Source organism: Syntrophorhabdaceae bacterium, assembly GCA_036504895.1.
Lineage (GTDB): Bacteria > Desulfobacterota > Syntrophorhabdia > Syntrophorhabdales > Syntrophorhabdaceae > PNOM01.
Genome location: DASXUJ010000077.1, coordinates 1 through 16,230 on the forward strand (window position 1 = coordinate 1; position 16,230 = coordinate 16,230).

The window sequence follows — 16,230 nt, forward strand, 5'->3', positions numbered from 1 at the left end:
TCTTTAGTCTTTAGTCTTTAGTCTTTAGTCTTTAGTCTTTAGTCTTTAGTCTTTAGTCTTTAGTCTTTAGTCTTTAGTCTTTAGTCTTTAGTCTTTAGTCTTTAGTCTTTAGTCTTTAGTCTTTAGTCTTTAGTCGAAAGACAATGGATGGAAAATCATTGCTACCGCTGAAATCAACTGTCCCGCATCAAGTCCGCTGAGATGAGTCGTTAGTCTTTGATTACTAACGACCAGAGACTAGCGACTAGAGACTGTCTTTATTCACTAACGACTATCGACTATCGACTGCCCTTATAGAGCGTTTTATCATTAATCGTCTCCTTCAGGCGGTCGAGAAACGTTCCTATGTGGATACCGTCCACTATCGCGTGGTGGACCTGTATGGCCAGGGGCATGACTATGTTTCGGCTGCGGGGGAAGTGTTTGCCTATGGTGAGCAGGGGTATGCTCGCGTATTGGGCGAAATAAGGGTGAGTGAAGCTGGTGAAGGAGAACCAGGGGATGGCGGTGATGAAGAACATATGGTCCTTTTCCTCCATTGCCAGGTCAGGGACCCTTTTCACCGCTTCGATGGCCCGGGATGCGTAATCATAATATTCTGCAAATGACTCCATATGAAGGGAATCGCAGAAGGAGAAAGTGTTGTTTTGAAGGAGGACCGTGTAACCGGGGTCGACCCGCTCGAACTCATAAAGCTCTCCGCCGATCAACCGCTGCCTCAGCTCGGGGATTTGGTTCACCGCGCGTGAGAGCGCATAGCTCATGGTGATGAAAAACTTCAGGTTCTTTGTCCTGGCGAACCTCACGAGAGTAGTCACGTCCACTTCGGAGGTCACGCTGAAGCAGGGCATCTCTCTGTCCCTAAAGGCCTTGAGCAGGGCCGCACGGGGATAGAGGGTCAAATCTATTTTCTCTTTGGCAGGAACCATAACCCGGCGAGTCCTCCTCTCACAATTCTATTCCGGAGCGCCGACAGGCGCACGCGCCGATTCTATTATCGGCGAAACCCGCCCGCACTGCAAGAGAAACCCTTATAACCGGACGTGACCGCGCCGGAGGCGCCATCTCAAATCAGATAGGAAAGGTTTTTTGCCTAATCGCTCCGATCGACCAGTACGTAGTCCTTCCTGCGCACATCCGAAACGAGGAGGTCGATGTTTTCAGGGTCAACCCCGACCATTCTCAGGGTATCGGTAGCCAGACGAAGGCTGCTCTCCAGGGCTTCAGGCAGGGCGTATGTGGCGCCTGCCTGCACCAGTCTGCCGCTGGCTTCCAGGTCCCTGGCCCTCGCGATCACCGGCACCGCCGGATAACTGTTTTTGAGAATGGAGATCGCCTTGAGGGCGGTCTTTTCGCTGTCCACGGTAAGCACCACGAGGGCTGCCCGCTCCATGTGGGCTGCAGCCATCAGCTCCGGGTTATCTATATCTCCAAAGTGGACATCGAAGCCGTCCTTTTTCCCCTGGGCCACCCGGGCAGGGTCATTATCAAAGACAATGAAAGGCACCCGGCTCGCATTGAGAAGCACTGCCACCACATGACCCACTCTCCCGTAGCCCCCGAGGATGACCCTTCCCTTCGGCCCCTCCGCTTCATCATGAAATTGGACGCCCCGGGGTCCGGCCTTGCTGCGGCGAAGTCTGCCCGACATATAATAGCCGAGTTTTGCCATGAGAGGGGTTAAAAGCATGCTCACCGATATGACGGCGATGGCCAACACGAAAATATGGTCGTCGATCACGTTCAGGACTTTTGCCGAGGTAAGGAGGACAAAACCGAACTCACCCCCCTGGGCGAGGAGAAAGGAAACGTTAATCGAATCGGAGCGGCTCATTCCGAAGAGGAGGCAGAGAAAGAAGGTGAGGATGACCTTTACGAATATGACCAGAAACGCCCACTGGACAAATTCGAATGGGTCGCCGGCAATGGAATGGAGGTCGATGGACATGCCCACGGCCACGAAAAAGAGGCTCATGAGGATTCCTTTATAGGGCTCGATGTATGCCTGAATCTGCATCGCGTACCGGGAGCCGGACAGGAGCATACCCATGAGGAAGGCCCCGAGGGCAAGGGAAAGGCCGGCCCTATGCATGGCCCAGGCGGCGAGAAAGACTGAGAGCATGGCCACTATGAGAAAACCGTCCCGGTTTCTCTGACGCGCAAGCCGCTCGAGGGCGAAAGGCACCCCAAACTTGCCGATTGCCACGACAAAAAGAAGGAGGGCCACGATGAGCCCGAGCCTCTGCCATCCGGGAACGCCGCTGGAAAGTCCCCCGCTCCCTGCGAGCACCGGAATGAGCGCCAGCATGGGGACTATGGAAACATCCTGCATGAGGAGGACCCCGAAGGTCGCCCCGCCGTGGGGGCTTGCGATCTCCCCCCGCTCCTGAAGAATCTGCATGACCAGGGCGGTCGACGACACCGCCATGGTCATCCCCATGACGAGCGAAGGCTCCCGGGCCCAGCCGCTCATGAAGGCATAAGCTATGACCGCGCCGCCGGTGAGGAGGATTTGAAGCGAGCCGAGACCGAAGACGTGCCGCCTCAGCGCCCACAGGCGCGACGGCCTCATCTCGAGACCAATGACGAAAAGCAGCTGCACCACCCCAAGCTCGGCGAAACTCCGCAACCCCTCCACATGGGTCGTGATATAGGGACCGGGCGTATGAGGCCCCACGATTATGCCCGCCACCAGAAGGCCTGCCATCGTCCCGAGGCCGAGGTGTTTGAAGAGGATCACCATGACCGAGGCCACCAAAAGCAGGATTACCGCAGAAGAGACGAAACTTTCAAGATCCATATATTATTGAAGAAGCCTCCGCAGCCACACGGTGTCCGCCCTACTTGCCGCTTTCCCCGACCGCCTGCCCGCGAGAGGTAAAAGAGATGCCCTGCTGATTACGGGTCCCTATCATTATGGATTCCACGATGGGCGCGTTCACTTGTTTCTCCGCTCTCCACACCACAATGATATTGGCCCCGGAGCCGCCCTTGTCATCCGACTCTTTCACCACAAAACGGGTCGACCCGTTAGGCCCGAGCCGGACAGGCTTATCGAGATACTTCTTCAGGAGCACGCCGTTGGTGTCATAGTAATCAACGTCCGTCACCACAAGGGGGTTTGTCTGATCGATGTTTCTGATGCTCACCGTGACGGCGAGGTAATAGGGTGTTTCCCTGTCCCCGTAGTAAATATGGGAGTACACGGGGACATAAACGGTCTGCCCTTTCGAGAGCCTCACGTCCGATTGGGCATCGGTCCACTCCGCCGGATAAATAATTGCCGCCATAATAACAGAGAATATCAACACCAGTTTTACCGACATGCAGGTCTTCTTCATGGGCCCTCCCTTTGCGCCTTGTACTCACCCTTTTCTCTCTCCAATTAGAATAAGCATAAATAAAGAATATCACACCGTTCTGTCTGGTTCCATGTGGAAGTGAAGCGTAGGGGTAGTATGTCGTATGGTCTTTATGGGTTATGAGAAAAGTGGTTCAGGGGGAGGGGGACGTGCCCGGTGAATTGCCTCACCGGGCAAAGGGAACTTAATTTCCTCCGGCCTGCATGATCAGCGGGCGGCCTCCCGCAACTCGTCCCAATTGGAGGGCAATCGTATTTTCCTGCTCGCTGATTTGGAACCGAGCCAGCCGGGAAAGAGGGCGCTCTTTTCTCCTGTGCCGCCTGCCACTATAATGTGCAGTTGACCGATGAAGGGCGCGGGGATCATTGTTTTCAGGTCTTTTGTCTCTTTGACCCATGAAGGTATCCCTCCCAGGACCGCTGCGGTCCCGTTATCGAGAAACTTCTCTTTAATGACTGCCAGGGGCGCCCGTGCATTCTTGTCGATATAGTCTCTTATCTTATCCTTTGTCCAGCCGTTACGGGCCATCATATTTGCCGTGTCTTTCGTGATGAGCAATACCATGGTCGCCTGGTAGGGTCGGTCCGACGCGATCAGGTGGTCGGCGATAATGCGCATAAAGCCGTCCGGACTGTGGCCGAGGCCCATGATGGTGTGATAGGGCTCGACCCCGACCACGGTCACCACATTCGTGTTTTTGGGAAAATCGAGGTCCGCGTGCAGCGGCTCCCACGGGCTCTCGTCGCTTTCCGCGAGCATGCTTGAGAAATCGGCGGCCTGGCCGAGGGTGGACATGTCGGTCACGTTGACCCAACTGCCCCCTACGTTCTGGATGATAAGGTTGAGGGCACGGCTTATGGAAGAATTGGCCCTCGAACCACGCCCAAGTGCATTACTTCCGCTGTTGATATCCAATTGCTTCGCAATCGGTCCGTTCACGATGAGCAGAGGCACGTCGGGACTGGTCGTGGTCGCCATACCCCTGAGATTGACGCCGGGGTCCATGACCGCTTCCACCGCCGCGAGAAGGACCGGCATATATTCAGGCCGGCACCCTGCCATTACCGCGTTGACCGCAATCTTCTCGACCGTCGCCTGGCCTCCTACGGGATCTATTTTACTGATCACGTATCCAGGGTCAAGATCAGAGCCCTTGAGCATGGCCTTCACGCGCTCGGCAGTGGGGGGGACCAGGGGCAGGCCGTCGGACCATCCTCGCTTGTAAAACAGATCGTTGATCTCCGCCACGGCGTCTGCCTTGATGCAGACTTCTTCTATTTTTGTTTTGGGGAAATTGCCCGCGAGGAGCGGTTTGGTTTTTCCCGATTCGACCATTCTTTTCTTGAGCATCTCATCGACATAGGTATTGTCTTCGAGGACGCCCGCGGGATTGTAGATGCTTATCTGAGCAGACTTCGCACATTTCCCCTGAGATTGCGTCCCCGGCGCTGCCCCTGCGGGAGAGGTGAAGATAAAAAGGGCGGTCACCAGGCCCGGGAAGACCCATAGCGGAAGCAGAAAAAGTGGTTTCATAATTATCCCCCTTGGAGATTATTCGATTGTGAATGGAATAAAAGTGGGGCGGGCAGAAGCATCAGCCCCTGCCCGCTCACGAATCACTCACCTATTTCTTTACTACTTTGCTCACCGGACTTGCATTCAGGAAGGGCGCGAAATAGTGGGAATGCTGCCCTGCGCCTCCTGCGATCACAATCTGCAGAAACTCCGGTTTGAGTACGATAGGAACCAGGGTATCGGGTGTGACCTGTCCGAACTTCTGACGGAAGGCCTGCTGCTCGGGGCACCCTTTCGCCCAGGAGGAGAAGGGGATGCGCGCCTTTTCCCAGATTGCTTTCCTGACCTGATCTTTTGTCCAGCCTGCCTTCACGTAGAGGTCCGCATGCTCCGGACCGAGACCGATGATATGGGGCTGGGTAAGCTGCACTGAGAAACAGGGGCCGCCGACGCTCATGAGTGGCGAGACGGAGCGGCTGAACCAGGTGGAATGCTCCTCCGGTGACGCACTCCACAGATCGACCGCATTGATGCCCGGCCATATACCCATAAGGGTTATCACGCTGTCCGTCCTCTTGAATCCTCTGTCCTCGGCATAGGTGGTCCAGCCTTTGGGCACCTTCGCCTCATTTTCACCGAAAATCCAGGCGACAAAATCGGTCGGTGAGCCGAGGGTAGTCTTCTTCTGTTGCGGCGGTTTCGAGCCGCCGGGGATCATTGCCATCAGGTTAAGGGCATACCCGATAGACGCGTTGGCATGCCATCCACGGCTCGCCGCACCCTGGCCCGACGCAATCCCAAGCTCCCTGATGATCGGTCCGTTCACGATAACCAGAGCGCCCACCGATCCCGTTGCCGTCGCCACGCCGCCCCAGTTTGTCTTGGGGTCTACCATTGCCTCGGCAATGGCGATCAATACGGGCATATACTCGGGTTTGCAGCCGGCCATGACGCCTGAGACCGCCACGAGCTCTACCGTAAGGGAGCTCATTCTCGGCCGTAACTGGCCGAGCACCTCGTCCGGCTTACGCGTGGTCCCCTTGAGCATGGCCGCAACTTTTTCAGGAGTCGGAGGGACTACAGGCAGCCCGAGAGACCAGCCTTTTTCAATGAAAAGCTCATTTATGGCAGATTCCGTGCCCTTGAAGGTGAAGGTGGGGGCAGGATAGGTTGCCTTGGGCGGCGGCATGGTCGCCGAAGGCTTCCACTCCGTCGCGGTCTTTACGATTAAGGGATACGCATCTTTTGCTTTCTGAGTTATCTCCGCCATGGGGATGCCGCCCATGGGATGAGGGACAACGACGAAGGGCATATCGGCAACGCCCATGCTGAATGCGGTGCTCTTGGCGAGACCGACGAGTTCCGTGGTAGCTATTGTGACGGTAGGAATACCTTTCTTTTCGAGATTAAGCTGGTCGACCACCAGCCATGCAGTGCATGAGCCTCAGTCGGCCTGGGTGGATATGACAAGATCGGGTTTCATGGAGGCGATCTTGTCCGCTATTTTCTGGCTGACCGCCTGGCCCTGGCTGATCGTCTTCAGCTCGGGGGCAAGCTCCCACGCTTTAATGATCTTGATGTTCTTGAACTGCTGGGTAAGCATCTTTTCTATGGTGGCCATGAAATTGTCGCCGTTGGTTTTCCCGTTCCACTGGAGCACGATGGTCTTGCCATCGAGGGTTGAAGGATGGGCGGTGAGCTTCATGGGCGGGATGTTTACCACGCCTTCCGGATTGACGAGCGTCCATTCCTGCACGGCTTCTTTCGCAAATGAGGCGAAGGGAACCGTCAGGAGGGCAAGAAGTGCTGCGAGTGCGACAAGTTTTCTGTGCATTAGGCTCCTCCTTTCAATGTGATAGGCAAAAAGTAGTGCGTCCTCTCAACTGCCGCGGTAACGGACCATAATGACATACCCTCCTTTCGTAGCGTTTTTCCCGTTCGATTCAATGATTATGAGCTCCTGAACCTGAGTGCCCCGGGTTCCCGGAGTGATGGCTATTTCGATCTTTTTGGTTTCCCCGGGCTTGATACTCATTTCACCTTCTTTTTCCGCATCGAAATAAACGGCTGATGTTTCTTTGCCGTAAATCTTTCTGATCTCAAGGGGGAGACTTCCCTCGTTGAGGATAGCTAATTCCTTCTTGTGAACGGAGCCCGTCGTCACGGGGCCCAGTTCTATCTTTCGGGGGGTTACCCTGATCTTTGCTGCCGGCGCCTCCCTGACTTTTCCCGACATGGTAACCTCCAGCTCTTCAATGGAAGGGGCCGAGGTGGTGATGGTTGCGATTTTCTCAAAGGGTCCTGGTGAATCTTTGGTGTCGAATATGAGCTTGAGGGAGGTCTTTTCTTTCGGAGCCAATGTATGCTTGCCAAGCATACTGGAAGTGCAGGCTCAGTTGGTCTTGACCCCCTGGACCACAACCCCCGAAGGGCCTTTGTTTTCGACAACAAAGACCGCCGTGGCCGGAACCCCCTCGTCGATCAGCCCCAGGTCTACCCGGGCGGGAGTGAGTGTCAGTCCCGTACCCGCATACAACCCGGTCGTGAAGGCGAGAAAGGCGATAATGGCGGAGAGGCAGAAGAGTGCCCCTAGTGCAAAAGAATACTTCCAGTTTCGGTTCATGGTGGTTACCTTATCCCTCCTATGGTGTGACGAATTCCTATTTCTTCGCGCCCTTGAGTTTTATGCCGGCCTCATGGATTCCCCGGATTTTCTTGCTATAGTCGAAATTGGGGTCCTGACCGGGGGTATGACACTGACGGCACACTTCCACGGGGGGAGATTTCCTGATCTTGGCTTTTCCCCCTTCCGCAGCATGGGCGGCGCCCGGCCCGTGACATGCTTCGCACTGGACGGCGCTCAGCTCCGGGGTCAACTCTTCGTCGATGAAACCACCCGGCCGGTCATATCCCGTAACGTGACACACGACGCATTTGGGCAGGTTCTCCTGCTTTGTTTTTCTTAAGCTGTCGAAGGCTTTTCCATGCCTGCTCGTCTGCCAGGTGCCGGCAATTCCGTCGTGACACCCGGCACAGGCCTTCCAGCCTGTATAACCCTCTCCTTCCGCGGCGACAGAGGGGACCGCGGGGATCAGGAGAAGGATGAGAAACACCGCCGTGCAGGCGCAACGCGCTCGTCCGGTTAATGATCGGTAGGTATGCATCAGATCGGCCACCTTTTTTTCAGTGTTATTCTATGGGGAGTCCGGCCTTTTTCCACCCCCTGATAGAGGGGTCTTTCAAGACTTTTACCTCGGTAAATCCCATATCGATGAGCTGAGCGGCCATGCCCGCGCTGTCTGTTTCCCCGGGCCCGCAGTCGCAGTAGGCAACGATCGGTTTAGTGCGGGGGAGGTGCTTCACCGCACTATCCGTGAGTTCTTCGACCCATGGGAGGGAAAGGGCGCCCTTGATATGCCCCTTGTCGTAGACGCCTTTCGATTGCACGTCCAGAATCACCACGTCTGCTTTTGTATCGATTATCTTCTTCAGCTCCTCAATGGTGACACGAGGCACTTCATCGTGAGCGGCATAGGTTGCAGCATTGAAAAGAAAGAGTAAGGCAACGGAAAAAAAGAAGAGACGCGAGATCCTGAGCTTCAATGTTCACCCTCCTGTGTGAGACCTTTATCTTTTGCGAATATTTACACTGTGGAGTCTTCCTGGCCCCTTTGGCGATGGAGCGCCACCTTTTCCCGATTGCCGCAGATCGACATGGAGCACCACCGGCGGCGGTTGGCGGGCGAGCTGTCGAAGAAGAGCATCCGGCAGCCCTTCTCGTCACACATCCTGAGCCGGTCTGTTTCCCCGCCGCCGATTACGAAGACCGCATCTCTCGCAATATCGGCAAGAGCGGCGGCAACGGGACGGGGAGCGGCCCATACAATGCTTCCACTCGAGAGTTGCGGCGCGGCATTGGGATGTGCTGCATGGCGATTGATCCTTTCAATGTCCGAAAAAAGAGGAGGTATGCCGAGAGCCGTTGCATTGGCGGCGTCATGGATCGCCTCCCTGAGGAGCAGGGCATTACGGTATTCTTCAGGGGAAGGATGGATCGGCGACCTGTTGACCCCTGCCAGCACCAGCCATTCGGAGAGGGCCTCGGGTGTTGCCAGCAGGTCCCTCGGCTCCGAACCGCGATGACGGACCGTGGCAACGTAATTGAGCGCCAGACTTCCCGCGTCGAATCTGAATTCTTTATACTTCGGATGATCCTGTCTGCGTCCCATCTCTCGCCTCTTATTTGTAACCACATTAACTGGTTACAATGAATAAAGTCAAGAAAAAGTTACAGGAATCTTTTTGATCGTGAATTTTATTGAAGAGATATCGATACTTTTCGCAGTTATGACGGGGTTTTTGGAAGATTTTAACTTTTACGATGAAGGGGAGGGAAGAAGAAAGATCGATCGATCCCTCCCTCCCGATGAAAGCCAGATTCGTTCTGATATGAGTTATCTATAATAGCCTGGTATCCAGACCGACCTGCATCCCCAGCCGTCGCATACTTCAGTCCAGTAGCCCGGGATCCATAACGCCCCATACCCGTACGAGTAGTATCGCGGACCGCCGTAATAGCCGTAATAACCTCTATGACCATAATATCCGCCATGGTATGCGTTGCGATAACCGCCATACCCGCCGGCGTAGCCCCCATGGTAGCCGCCATTATAGCCTCCATGATATCCACCGGAGTAACCGCCGCCATGGCCGCCGCCGTTAAATGCGACATGACCCGAGCCGCTGTGGCCGCCGCCGTTATGACCGCCTCCGCCGTGGCCGCCGCCTCTCGCGTATGAAATAGAGGTGACGAGAGAAACCGCCATGATCACCATAATGAGAACCATCGAAACTTTCTTCATCTTTACCTCCCGGGCGCCATTCACGTCCTTTTCGCTTCCCCTGCATTAGAGAGCAAGAAACATACCATGGATTAGGATTGCATAAGACCCTGAATTCCTTCTATTTTCCCATGCCCTTCGCTTTGGGTGCCGACAAAATAGTCGAAACAGTCACGATAAAAGGCCCTTTATTCGACAATTTTCCCTTCCCCAACCGCACCGTCAGCCTTTGCGGTTGACCTTTCGTCTGTTCCGCCATAGGATGATACTATGTCGCTTCGTGACGTGCTTCTCTCTCACCGCGATGATCTCATCGCCGAATGGGTCGGCCGTCTCCACAACCAGGTGAGTGACCGCTATCGGGAGAGACCTGTAGATGAGTTGGTAATCACGGTAACAGAGGCATTCGACGCAAATTTCATTGCCCTGGCGAACCGTGACTTCTCCCGCATCGACGCCCTGATTGAGAGGATCGCCACATTGCGCCTCGAGGGAGGATTCGCTCTCTCCGAAATTCAGGCCGCCTTCGAGGCATTCAGGACGGTGCTCCTACCTGTACTCTTTTCCGAGACGGAGGGTCCAAACCTCCTCGACGCACTCACCAAGGTCAACGACTGTCTCGAGTACACGATAAGGAAATTCAGCGATTATTACCAGTCCCTGCACGAGGAGCTGATCCGGACCCATGCAAAGGAGCTGGAAGGCAGGATCGAGGAGAGGACCAGGGAGCTCGCCGAATCGGAAGCGAAATACCGGGTCCTGGTAGAGGATATCAACGACGGGTATTTTGTTCACGTGAAAGGTATTCTCGTCTTTGCCAACCGGGCTTTCGCGGAGATGCACGGCTACACCCAGGAAGAGGCGATCGGCAGGCCTTTCAATGATTTCATCGCCCCCCCATCGAGAGATGAGCTGTGGAAGGCATACCACCAGCGGATCACTACGGGAGGGGCCATGGACCAGTACGTATACCTCCGTCTCACGAAAGACGGGAGGCAGCTTTTCACGGAGAATAAGGTAAAGCTCATCACCTATGAGGGAAATAGGGCGACTGCCGGTATTTGCAGGGATATTACGGCCCGGGTGGAGGTGGAAAAGCAGCGGCTCAGGGTTGCCGAGCTTGAAAATGAGCGTAAGACTATATCCCTGGAGACGCTCCGCCAGCTTATGGTCACCCTGTCTCACTACCTCCTTAATGCGAATACCATCATAGGGGGCATGGTCAGAAGAAGCGAGCGGCTCGATTCACCCGAAGCCAGGCGCGCGTCCCTTCAGGCCATCAAAGAACAGACCATGAAGACCGAGGCGGTGATAGGGGCCCTCAGGCGGGTGGCCGAGATAAAAACAACCGATTACGACAGCGAAAGTCATACTTTAATGATCGATGTAAAAAACGAGATAGAACAGAGCCTGGCCAGGACAGGGAAGGACCGTCGGCGAAAACAAGATCAGTGATCTCAGGAAGCCGTACCCGTCCCCATTTTCCGTCTTCTGCCGCCGCTATTCCTTGATTTCTTTAATTACTTTTATGATATCCCTCGTAGAATGGTCCTTAGGGTCCCCCACGATGGCAGTCTCACCGCCATAGGACCGGACGATCTCCCTCTCGGGCACGGTCTCCGCCGTATAATCAGTGCCTTTCGCATGGATATCCGGTTTGAGAGTAAGGAGAAGCCGCTCTACGGTCGGATCGCTGAAAAGGACCACGTAATCGACGCACCCCAAAGCAGCGATGATCTCCGCCCGTTCGCGCGCAGGGGTAACCACCGTCTTCCTCTTCCCCAGCCCGGTAACGGACGCATCGTCGTTCACCCCTACAATAAGCAAGTCTCCAAGGTCCTTAGCCCCCTGAAGATACCGGACATGCCCCACGTGAAGAATATCAAAACACCCATTCCCGAACACAACCCGCCGCCCTTTCTTTCTCTCCCCCTCAACAATCCCCCGAAGCCCCGCAAGATCATCAAAAATCACACCCATAACCCACTCCATCTGTTTTTTTTCTTTATCTAACGACTAGAGACTATCGACTAACGACTGCATTTCTTACTAACGACTAGAGACTAGAGACTGCTCTTTTCAATTCATCCACCGTAACCGTAGCTGTCCCCCGCTTCATCACCACGATACCTGCCGCGAAATTCGCGATCCTGCACGAATCGAAGAAGCTCCCGCCGCTTGCGAGGGAAAGGGTTACCGCGGCGCAGACCGTGTCCCCTGCCCCGGTCACATCCGTCACGTCATTGGAGCCGGAAATGGGAATGTGGCGCACCGACCCGTCGGCCTCGAAAAGGCTCATGCCCCTGTTTCCCCGGGTAATGAGGAGTGCGGTCACACCCATAAGGTCCATGATCTTCTTACCCACTGCCTCGATATCGGCGCCGTCTTTCGCCGAGGCCAGGCTCAGGGCTTCCGCCTCATTGGGGGTGATAAGGGTAAAACCCCTGAAGCTTTTGAGATTGTAGCGGGAGTCGCCGATCACTACCTTCTTCTTCGACATATTTGCCATAAATTGCGTCACCGTCCGGTCGATCAACCCGTGGCCGTAATCGGAGACGACAAATCCGTCCATCCGGGGCGCAAGCTCCGCGAGCTTTTCCATGAGAAGGCTTCTCTCCCTTTTGCTCACCGGCTTGTTCGCATCTTTGTCGATCCGTATGACCTGCTGCTTCGAGGTATGGGTATCCCCCGCGAGGATGCGCGTCTTACTGACCGTCTCCCCCTTGTGGCGGATGATCCCTTTCATATCGATGGTCGGATATTTGCAGAAATATTCGACGAGTTTATCGCCTATCGCGTCGCTTCCGATAAATCCCAGGGGAAAGACCTCGGCGCCCAAGGCCAGAAGGTTATTGATCGTATTGCCCGCGCTGCCGGGATAGACCTTCTCCTCCTCGTGCTTCACCACTACTACGGGCGCTTCTCGCGAAAGCCTGTAGGGTTTGCCGAAGATGTAGACATCGGCGATGATGTCGCCCACCACGCAGATCTTCTTTCCCTTGAATCCCTCAATCAGCCTGATTACGTTTTTCTCTTCTCTTGGCACTCTGGTCATAGAGGACACTCTCCACTTTTGTGAACACCTCTTTCGGGCTTATCCCCTTCAGGCACTCATGGTCTCTGTCGCAGCTCTTCCGGTTGCACGGTCTGCATGGAATATCTTTTATCGCCAGCCGTGTCAACGGGCTCGGATAGCGCGTATATATTTCGTCCATGGGACCGAGAAGCACGACCAGGGGCACTGAGAGGCCGGCTGCGATGTGGCGGGGGCCCGTGTCGTTGCTTATGACCACGGAGGCCCTGGAGATACACACCTTGAGGTCTCTCATATCGAGGGACTTCACGATCACCCGGTCTTTGTGCTTTGCCCCTTCCGCAATCCCGTGAGCCGTCTTTTCCTCCCCTTTTCCCGGAAGAAGATAGACCTTCATATCGAGATTCTCCGCAAGCATATCGGCAAGCACGGAAAAATGGGTGTCCGGCCACCGCTTCGAAGGCCCGTACTGGGCGCCTGTGATAAAGACTGCATAAGGTCCGGCGATATCCATATGGCCATGGTCGAACCTGCTCTCTTCGTCTTCGGTCACCGCAAGGACGGGGGCGTCCGCAACCCTCCTGCCCCCGAGAAGATCTATGATCTTCAGATAATGCTCCACTGTGGGATCGAGCCCTTCCCCTTCGGGAACGTGACGGGTAAGCATAAAGCCCCGTTTATTACGGCTGTAACCGATCCTCTCCCTCACATGGGCGCCGTAGAAGAGGAGGGCGGAGCGGAAGGAATGGGACAGGGTCACGCCCAGATCAAAACGGAAATTTTTAAGAGCCCCTACCGCGTCGAGAAAGGGGATAAAGCCCTTCCGGTCATAGGGCACGAATCGGTCGAAAAGCTCGAGGCCGTGATAGATGTGCATGGCATTGGTCTTGCCGATGCACCAGACCTCTCCGGTCACCGTCTGCCTCAGCGACTGGAGGAAGGGCGTCGCCATCACCATGTCGCCTACCCAGTTAGGAAGATATACTATCGTCCGTCCAGTCACTTCTCACGCTCATAAAGGCATTATATTTTATTCGATAGAAGGGCTTTCCCGATTTTTCCATCGCCGAATCGATCTCCGACGTGGCTTTAACTATCCCGTCCTTTTCTCTATTCCATTGCTCCCGTGACAGGGATTCCGCTCTTTTCACGAGATCGAGGTATCTCCCCTCGCCGTCCATATCGGCATATCCATTTACAAAAAGACAGATCAGGGCCTTCAGCTTGTCGATGAGGAGGTCTACGTCCTCTCCCAGTATCATGCACGTCTCATCGGTAAAGTTGTCGAGGCTCTTCATCTTGCCGAAGTCGATCATTCCCGCTTCTTTCGCGATATCATAGGCTTTCGTGCCGATAAAAGGGAAAAAGAGGGTCCACCGGAAGCGGCCCGGCTGTATCCGGGCGAGGAGCTTTATGGTCTCCATCACGTCCTCTCTCTTCTCATGGGGCATCCCTATCATGACGAAGGAGGAGGTATGGAGACCGAACTCATGGCTCACGGCAAAGGCCCGTGCAATGTCCTCGTTGGTCATATACCGGTTGAGCACGTCGCGCCGTATCCTGTCGCTCCCGCTTTCAAGACCGAATTTTACGATCCTGCAACCCGCCTCTTTCAGGTCCCGCGCCATGCCGGCATCGAATACACGGGCGTGGGCATTGCACACGAACCCTATTGGGGTAGTCTTCCTGTAACGCACGGAAAATTCATGCAGCCATGCCTTATCGAAGGTAAAGATGTCGTCGTCGAAGATGAACATCTTTATTCGCTCATAGCGGCCGAGGAGGTACTCGATCTCCCCGATCACTTCATCGACCGTGTGGCGCCTCAGGTAGGTCTTCGGCAGATGGCCGTCTTTCTTGTAAAGGGCCATGATCTTATGATTGAGGCAATAGGTGCACCTGAAGGGACATCCTCTCGACGCGGTGAGACCGACCCACCCGTCCTTGGCGTCGATCATCCGCTGGAAATCGAAGATGTCGTAATCTTTAAAGGGCATATGGGCGATGTCCTTAAAGGGCCTTAAGGGGCCGATGATAAGCTCGCCATCCTTCTTGTACCCTATATTCAGAATGCCCTCGGGGCTTCCCTTCTCGATAAGCTCGAGAAGCGCATCCTCTCCTTCACCTATGCAGATGTAATCGACGGCTTTCTCGGCGAGTACCCCTTTCGGGTCCATAGTGGGATGGATGCCGCCGAATATGATAGGTCCATGGAAATAGGTTTTGATATGTTCCGCGATCTGAAGGGCATATTTATACTGGGTGGTGAGCACGGAAAGACCGATGAAGTCCGGATTGAACCGGAGCACGTCCCCTTTGATCCTCTCAAAATCGAGGGGATAGCCGGTCTGGTCGTTCACGTTGAGAAGCCCTGTGGCGATGCCGTGGGCCTTCAGTTTTCCGGAGATATAGGATATCCCGTAATTGAAGCCGATCTGGGCATTCAGGTTCGGATAGATAAAAAGTACGCGCATCATGTGCTCCCTGTCTTTTCTTTCATGGCTGAAACCGCATTATAGACTTCATCCACGGATATGCCGTCGAGACAACTCCTTTCCCGGCAATCCTTGTTCTTGCAAGGGCTGCAGGGGAGGTCTTTTCGTATGACCGTGCTTTTCGCGCTGTAGGGTCCGTTTACAAGCACGTCGGTGGGGCCGAAGATGGCGACCACCGGGGTCCCCGCGAAGGCGGCAAGGTGCATGACCCCCGTATCTCCGCCGATGTACATATCGGTCTTCTGAAGAAGCGCAAGCAGCTGGGGCACGTTCGTGGGACAGGCAAGAAATACACCCTCTCCTGACTCCTCTTGGAGCGCCCCGGCCTCTTCCTCTTCACCGGGCCCCCAGAGAATCACGATTCTGGCGAGGTCGTTGACCCGGATGCGCCGGATCAGCTCCCGGTAGCGAGCGATATCCCATCGTTTGAAGGCGCTCCCCTTGCTCGAAAAAGGGTTTAACGCAAAGAGGGGCGGCCTTATCTCCTCTCCCTCGAGGAAACGGCTTACGTAGGCGATCGCATCCGGCGGGGCCACGAGGGCGAGGGGCGGGATATCCCCCGCGAGACCGATGTGGCGGGGCAGGAGCATATTCCTCTCCACCTTGTGGAGCCTCTTCTCCCGGCCCTCTACTGTTTCGTGGTAAAAAAGGTGGCTCTTCTCCTTGGCGTACATCTTTCCGAAGCCTATGCGACGCCCATGGGCATAAAGGCCGAAGAGTGCGCTCTTGATGATGCCGTGGAAATCGACGATCGCATCGTGCCTGTCTTCCCTCAGGGCCTTGAGAAACCTTCCCATCTCCCGCCGGGCAAGACCGATGTTGCCCCGTCTCAATGCCCCGGTGGCGGCACTCCTGGGGAAGCGTATCACCCTGTCGATAAAAGGCTGGTGCGCGAGCAGCTCGCCCACGGAGCCCTCCACGAGCCACGAGATGCGTATCGCCGGATACTGCTCCTTCAGGGCCTTCACCGCAGGCATGCTCAT

At 55.2% G+C, this 16,230-nt stretch carries 18 protein-coding genes; 1 reads left to right on the forward strand and 17 read right to left on the reverse strand.

Annotated features, from left to right (window positions below; genetic code table 11):
• Positions 1-278: 278 nt before the first annotated feature.
• The 12 genes from VGJ94_10815 to VGJ94_10870 form a co-directional block, all read right to left on the reverse strand.
• Positions 279-929, reverse strand: a complete 651-nt coding sequence (locus VGJ94_10815) for a chloramphenicol acetyltransferase (protein ID HEY3277102.1) — start codon at positions 927-929, stop codon at positions 279-281.
• 164 nt (positions 930-1,093) lie between these two features.
• Positions 1,094-2,800: a cation:proton antiporter gene (locus VGJ94_10820; GenBank protein ID HEY3277103.1), complete on the reverse strand. Its 1,707-nt coding sequence runs from the start codon at positions 2,798-2,800 to the stop codon at positions 1,094-1,096.
• 40 nt (positions 2,801-2,840) lie between these two features.
• Entirely contained in the window at positions 2,841-3,341 is a 501-nt protein-coding gene (locus tag VGJ94_10825) for a DUF3124 domain-containing protein (protein HEY3277104.1), read from the reverse strand.
• 228 nt (positions 3,342-3,569) lie between these two features.
• Positions 3,570-4,895 (reverse strand): hypothetical protein, encoded by a 1,326-nt coding sequence (locus VGJ94_10830; GenBank protein HEY3277105.1) that lies wholly within the window; start codon positions 4,893-4,895, stop codon positions 3,570-3,572.
• Between the two features lie 91 nt (positions 4,896-4,986).
• A complete protein-coding gene (locus tag VGJ94_10835) occupies positions 4,987-6,300 on the reverse strand; it encodes a UGSC family (seleno)protein (GenBank protein ID HEY3277106.1) in 1,314 nt (437 codons plus the stop codon).
• Between the two features lie 21 nt (positions 6,301-6,321).
• Positions 6,322-6,711 carry a hypothetical protein gene (locus VGJ94_10840; protein ID HEY3277107.1) on the reverse strand — a complete coding sequence of 130 codons (390 nt, stop codon included), beginning with the start codon at positions 6,709-6,711 and terminating at the stop codon, positions 6,322-6,324.
• Between the two features lie 45 nt (positions 6,712-6,756).
• Complete coding sequence (locus tag VGJ94_10845) at positions 6,757-7,236, reverse strand: hypothetical protein (protein ID HEY3277108.1); 480 nt, start codon at positions 7,234-7,236, stop codon at positions 6,757-6,759.
• 33 nt (positions 7,237-7,269) lie between these two features.
• Positions 7,270-7,500, reverse strand: coding sequence for a hypothetical protein (locus VGJ94_10850; protein ID HEY3277109.1), 231 nt, complete (start codon positions 7,498-7,500; stop codon positions 7,270-7,272).
• Between the two features lie 37 nt (positions 7,501-7,537).
• The gene (locus tag VGJ94_10855) at positions 7,538-8,041 is read right to left on the reverse strand and encodes a cytochrome c family protein (GenBank protein ID HEY3277110.1); all 504 of its coding nucleotides are present in this window, start codon (positions 8,039-8,041) and stop codon (positions 7,538-7,540) included.
• A gap of 25 nt (positions 8,042-8,066) precedes the next feature.
• Positions 8,067-8,480, reverse strand: a complete 414-nt coding sequence (locus VGJ94_10860) for a rhodanese-like domain-containing protein (protein HEY3277111.1) — start codon at positions 8,478-8,480, stop codon at positions 8,067-8,069.
• Positions 8,481-8,521: 41 nt separating this feature from the next.
• Positions 8,522-9,106 (reverse strand): ABATE domain-containing protein, encoded by a 585-nt coding sequence (locus VGJ94_10865; GenBank protein HEY3277112.1) that lies wholly within the window; start codon positions 9,104-9,106, stop codon positions 8,522-8,524.
• 225 nt (positions 9,107-9,331) lie between these two features.
• Positions 9,332-9,739: a hypothetical protein gene (locus tag VGJ94_10870; GenBank protein HEY3277113.1), complete on the reverse strand. Its 408-nt coding sequence runs from the start codon at positions 9,737-9,739 to the stop codon at positions 9,332-9,334.
• 249 nt (positions 9,740-9,988) lie between these two features.
• On the opposite strand from VGJ94_10870, the gene VGJ94_10875 reads away from it, so the two are divergent.
• The gene (locus VGJ94_10875) at positions 9,989-11,173 is read left to right on the forward strand and encodes a PAS domain S-box protein (protein ID HEY3277114.1); all 1,185 of its coding nucleotides are present in this window, start codon (positions 9,989-9,991) and stop codon (positions 11,171-11,173) included.
• Positions 11,174-11,218: 45 nt separating this feature from the next.
• Here the strand turns inward: VGJ94_10875 and VGJ94_10880 are convergent, their stop codons facing one another.
• The 5 genes from VGJ94_10880 to VGJ94_10900 form a co-directional block, all read right to left on the reverse strand.
• Positions 11,219-11,698 (reverse strand): adenylyltransferase/cytidyltransferase family protein, encoded by a 480-nt coding sequence (locus VGJ94_10880; GenBank protein HEY3277115.1) that lies wholly within the window; start codon positions 11,696-11,698, stop codon positions 11,219-11,221.
• Positions 11,699-11,774: 76 nt separating this feature from the next.
• Positions 11,775-12,773, reverse strand: a complete 999-nt coding sequence (locus VGJ94_10885) for a PfkB family carbohydrate kinase (protein HEY3277116.1) — start codon at positions 12,771-12,773, stop codon at positions 11,775-11,777.
• The gene (locus tag VGJ94_10890) at positions 12,727-13,755 is read right to left on the reverse strand and encodes a glycosyltransferase family 9 protein (protein ID HEY3277117.1); all 1,029 of its coding nucleotides are present in this window, start codon (positions 13,753-13,755) and stop codon (positions 12,727-12,729) included. The genes VGJ94_10885 and VGJ94_10890 overlap by 47 nt, the downstream gene beginning before the upstream one ends.
• Positions 13,724-15,229, reverse strand: a complete 1,506-nt coding sequence (locus VGJ94_10895) for a radical SAM protein (protein HEY3277118.1) — start codon at positions 15,227-15,229, stop codon at positions 13,724-13,726. Before VGJ94_10895 ends, VGJ94_10890 begins: the two co-directional genes overlap by 32 nt.
• The gene (locus VGJ94_10900; protein HEY3277119.1) at positions 15,226-16,230 is read right to left on the reverse strand and encodes a glycosyltransferase family 9 protein; all 1,005 of its coding nucleotides are present in this window, start codon (positions 16,228-16,230) and stop codon (positions 15,226-15,228) included. The genes VGJ94_10895 and VGJ94_10900 overlap by 4 nt, the downstream gene beginning before the upstream one ends.

Excerpts from the sequence above, each read along its gene's own strand:
- VGJ94_10825 (HEY3277104.1), bottom strand. The coding sequence starts at position 3,341 with ATGAAGAAGACCTGCATGTCGGTAAAACTGGTGTTGATATTCTCTGTT.
- VGJ94_10840 (HEY3277107.1), bottom strand. The coding sequence starts at position 6,711 with ATGCACAGAAAACTTGTCGCACTCGCAGCACTTCTTGCCCTCCTGACG.
- VGJ94_10865 (HEY3277112.1), bottom strand. The coding sequence starts at position 9,106 with ATGGGACGCAGACAGGATCATCCGAAGTATAAAGAATTCAGATTCGAC.
- VGJ94_10815 (HEY3277102.1), bottom strand. The coding sequence starts at position 929 with ATGGTTCCTGCCAAAGAGAAAATAGATTTGACCCTCTATCCCCGTGCG.
- VGJ94_10875 (HEY3277114.1), top strand. The coding sequence starts at position 9,989 with ATGTCGCTTCGTGACGTGCTTCTCTCTCACCGCGATGATCTCATCGCC.
- VGJ94_10830 (HEY3277105.1), bottom strand. The coding sequence starts at position 4,895 with ATGAAACCACTTTTTCTGCTTCCGCTATGGGTCTTCCCGGGCCTGGTG.
- VGJ94_10880 (HEY3277115.1), bottom strand. The coding sequence starts at position 11,698 with ATGGGTGTGATTTTTGATGATCTTGCGGGGCTTCGGGGGATTGTTGAG.
- VGJ94_10820 (HEY3277103.1), bottom strand. The coding sequence starts at position 2,800 with ATGGATCTTGAAAGTTTCGTCTCTTCTGCGGTAATCCTGCTTTTGGTG.
- VGJ94_10895 (HEY3277118.1), bottom strand. The coding sequence starts at position 15,229 with ATGATGCGCGTACTTTTTATCTATCCGAACCTGAATGCCCAGATCGGC.
- VGJ94_10900 (HEY3277119.1), bottom strand. The coding sequence starts at position 16,230 with ATGAGCATGCCTGCGGTGAAGGCCCTGAAGGAGCAGTATCCGGCGATA.
- VGJ94_10855 (HEY3277110.1), bottom strand. The coding sequence starts at position 8,041 with ATGCATACCTACCGATCATTAACCGGACGAGCGCGTTGCGCCTGCACG.
- VGJ94_10850 (HEY3277109.1), bottom strand. The coding sequence starts at position 7,500 with ATGAACCGAAACTGGAAGTATTCTTTTGCACTAGGGGCACTCTTCTGC.
- VGJ94_10885 (HEY3277116.1), bottom strand. The coding sequence starts at position 12,773 with ATGACCAGAGTGCCAAGAGAAGAGAAAAACGTAATCAGGCTGATTGAG.
- VGJ94_10870 (HEY3277113.1), bottom strand. The coding sequence starts at position 9,739 with ATGAAGAAAGTTTCGATGGTTCTCATTATGGTGATCATGGCGGTTTCT.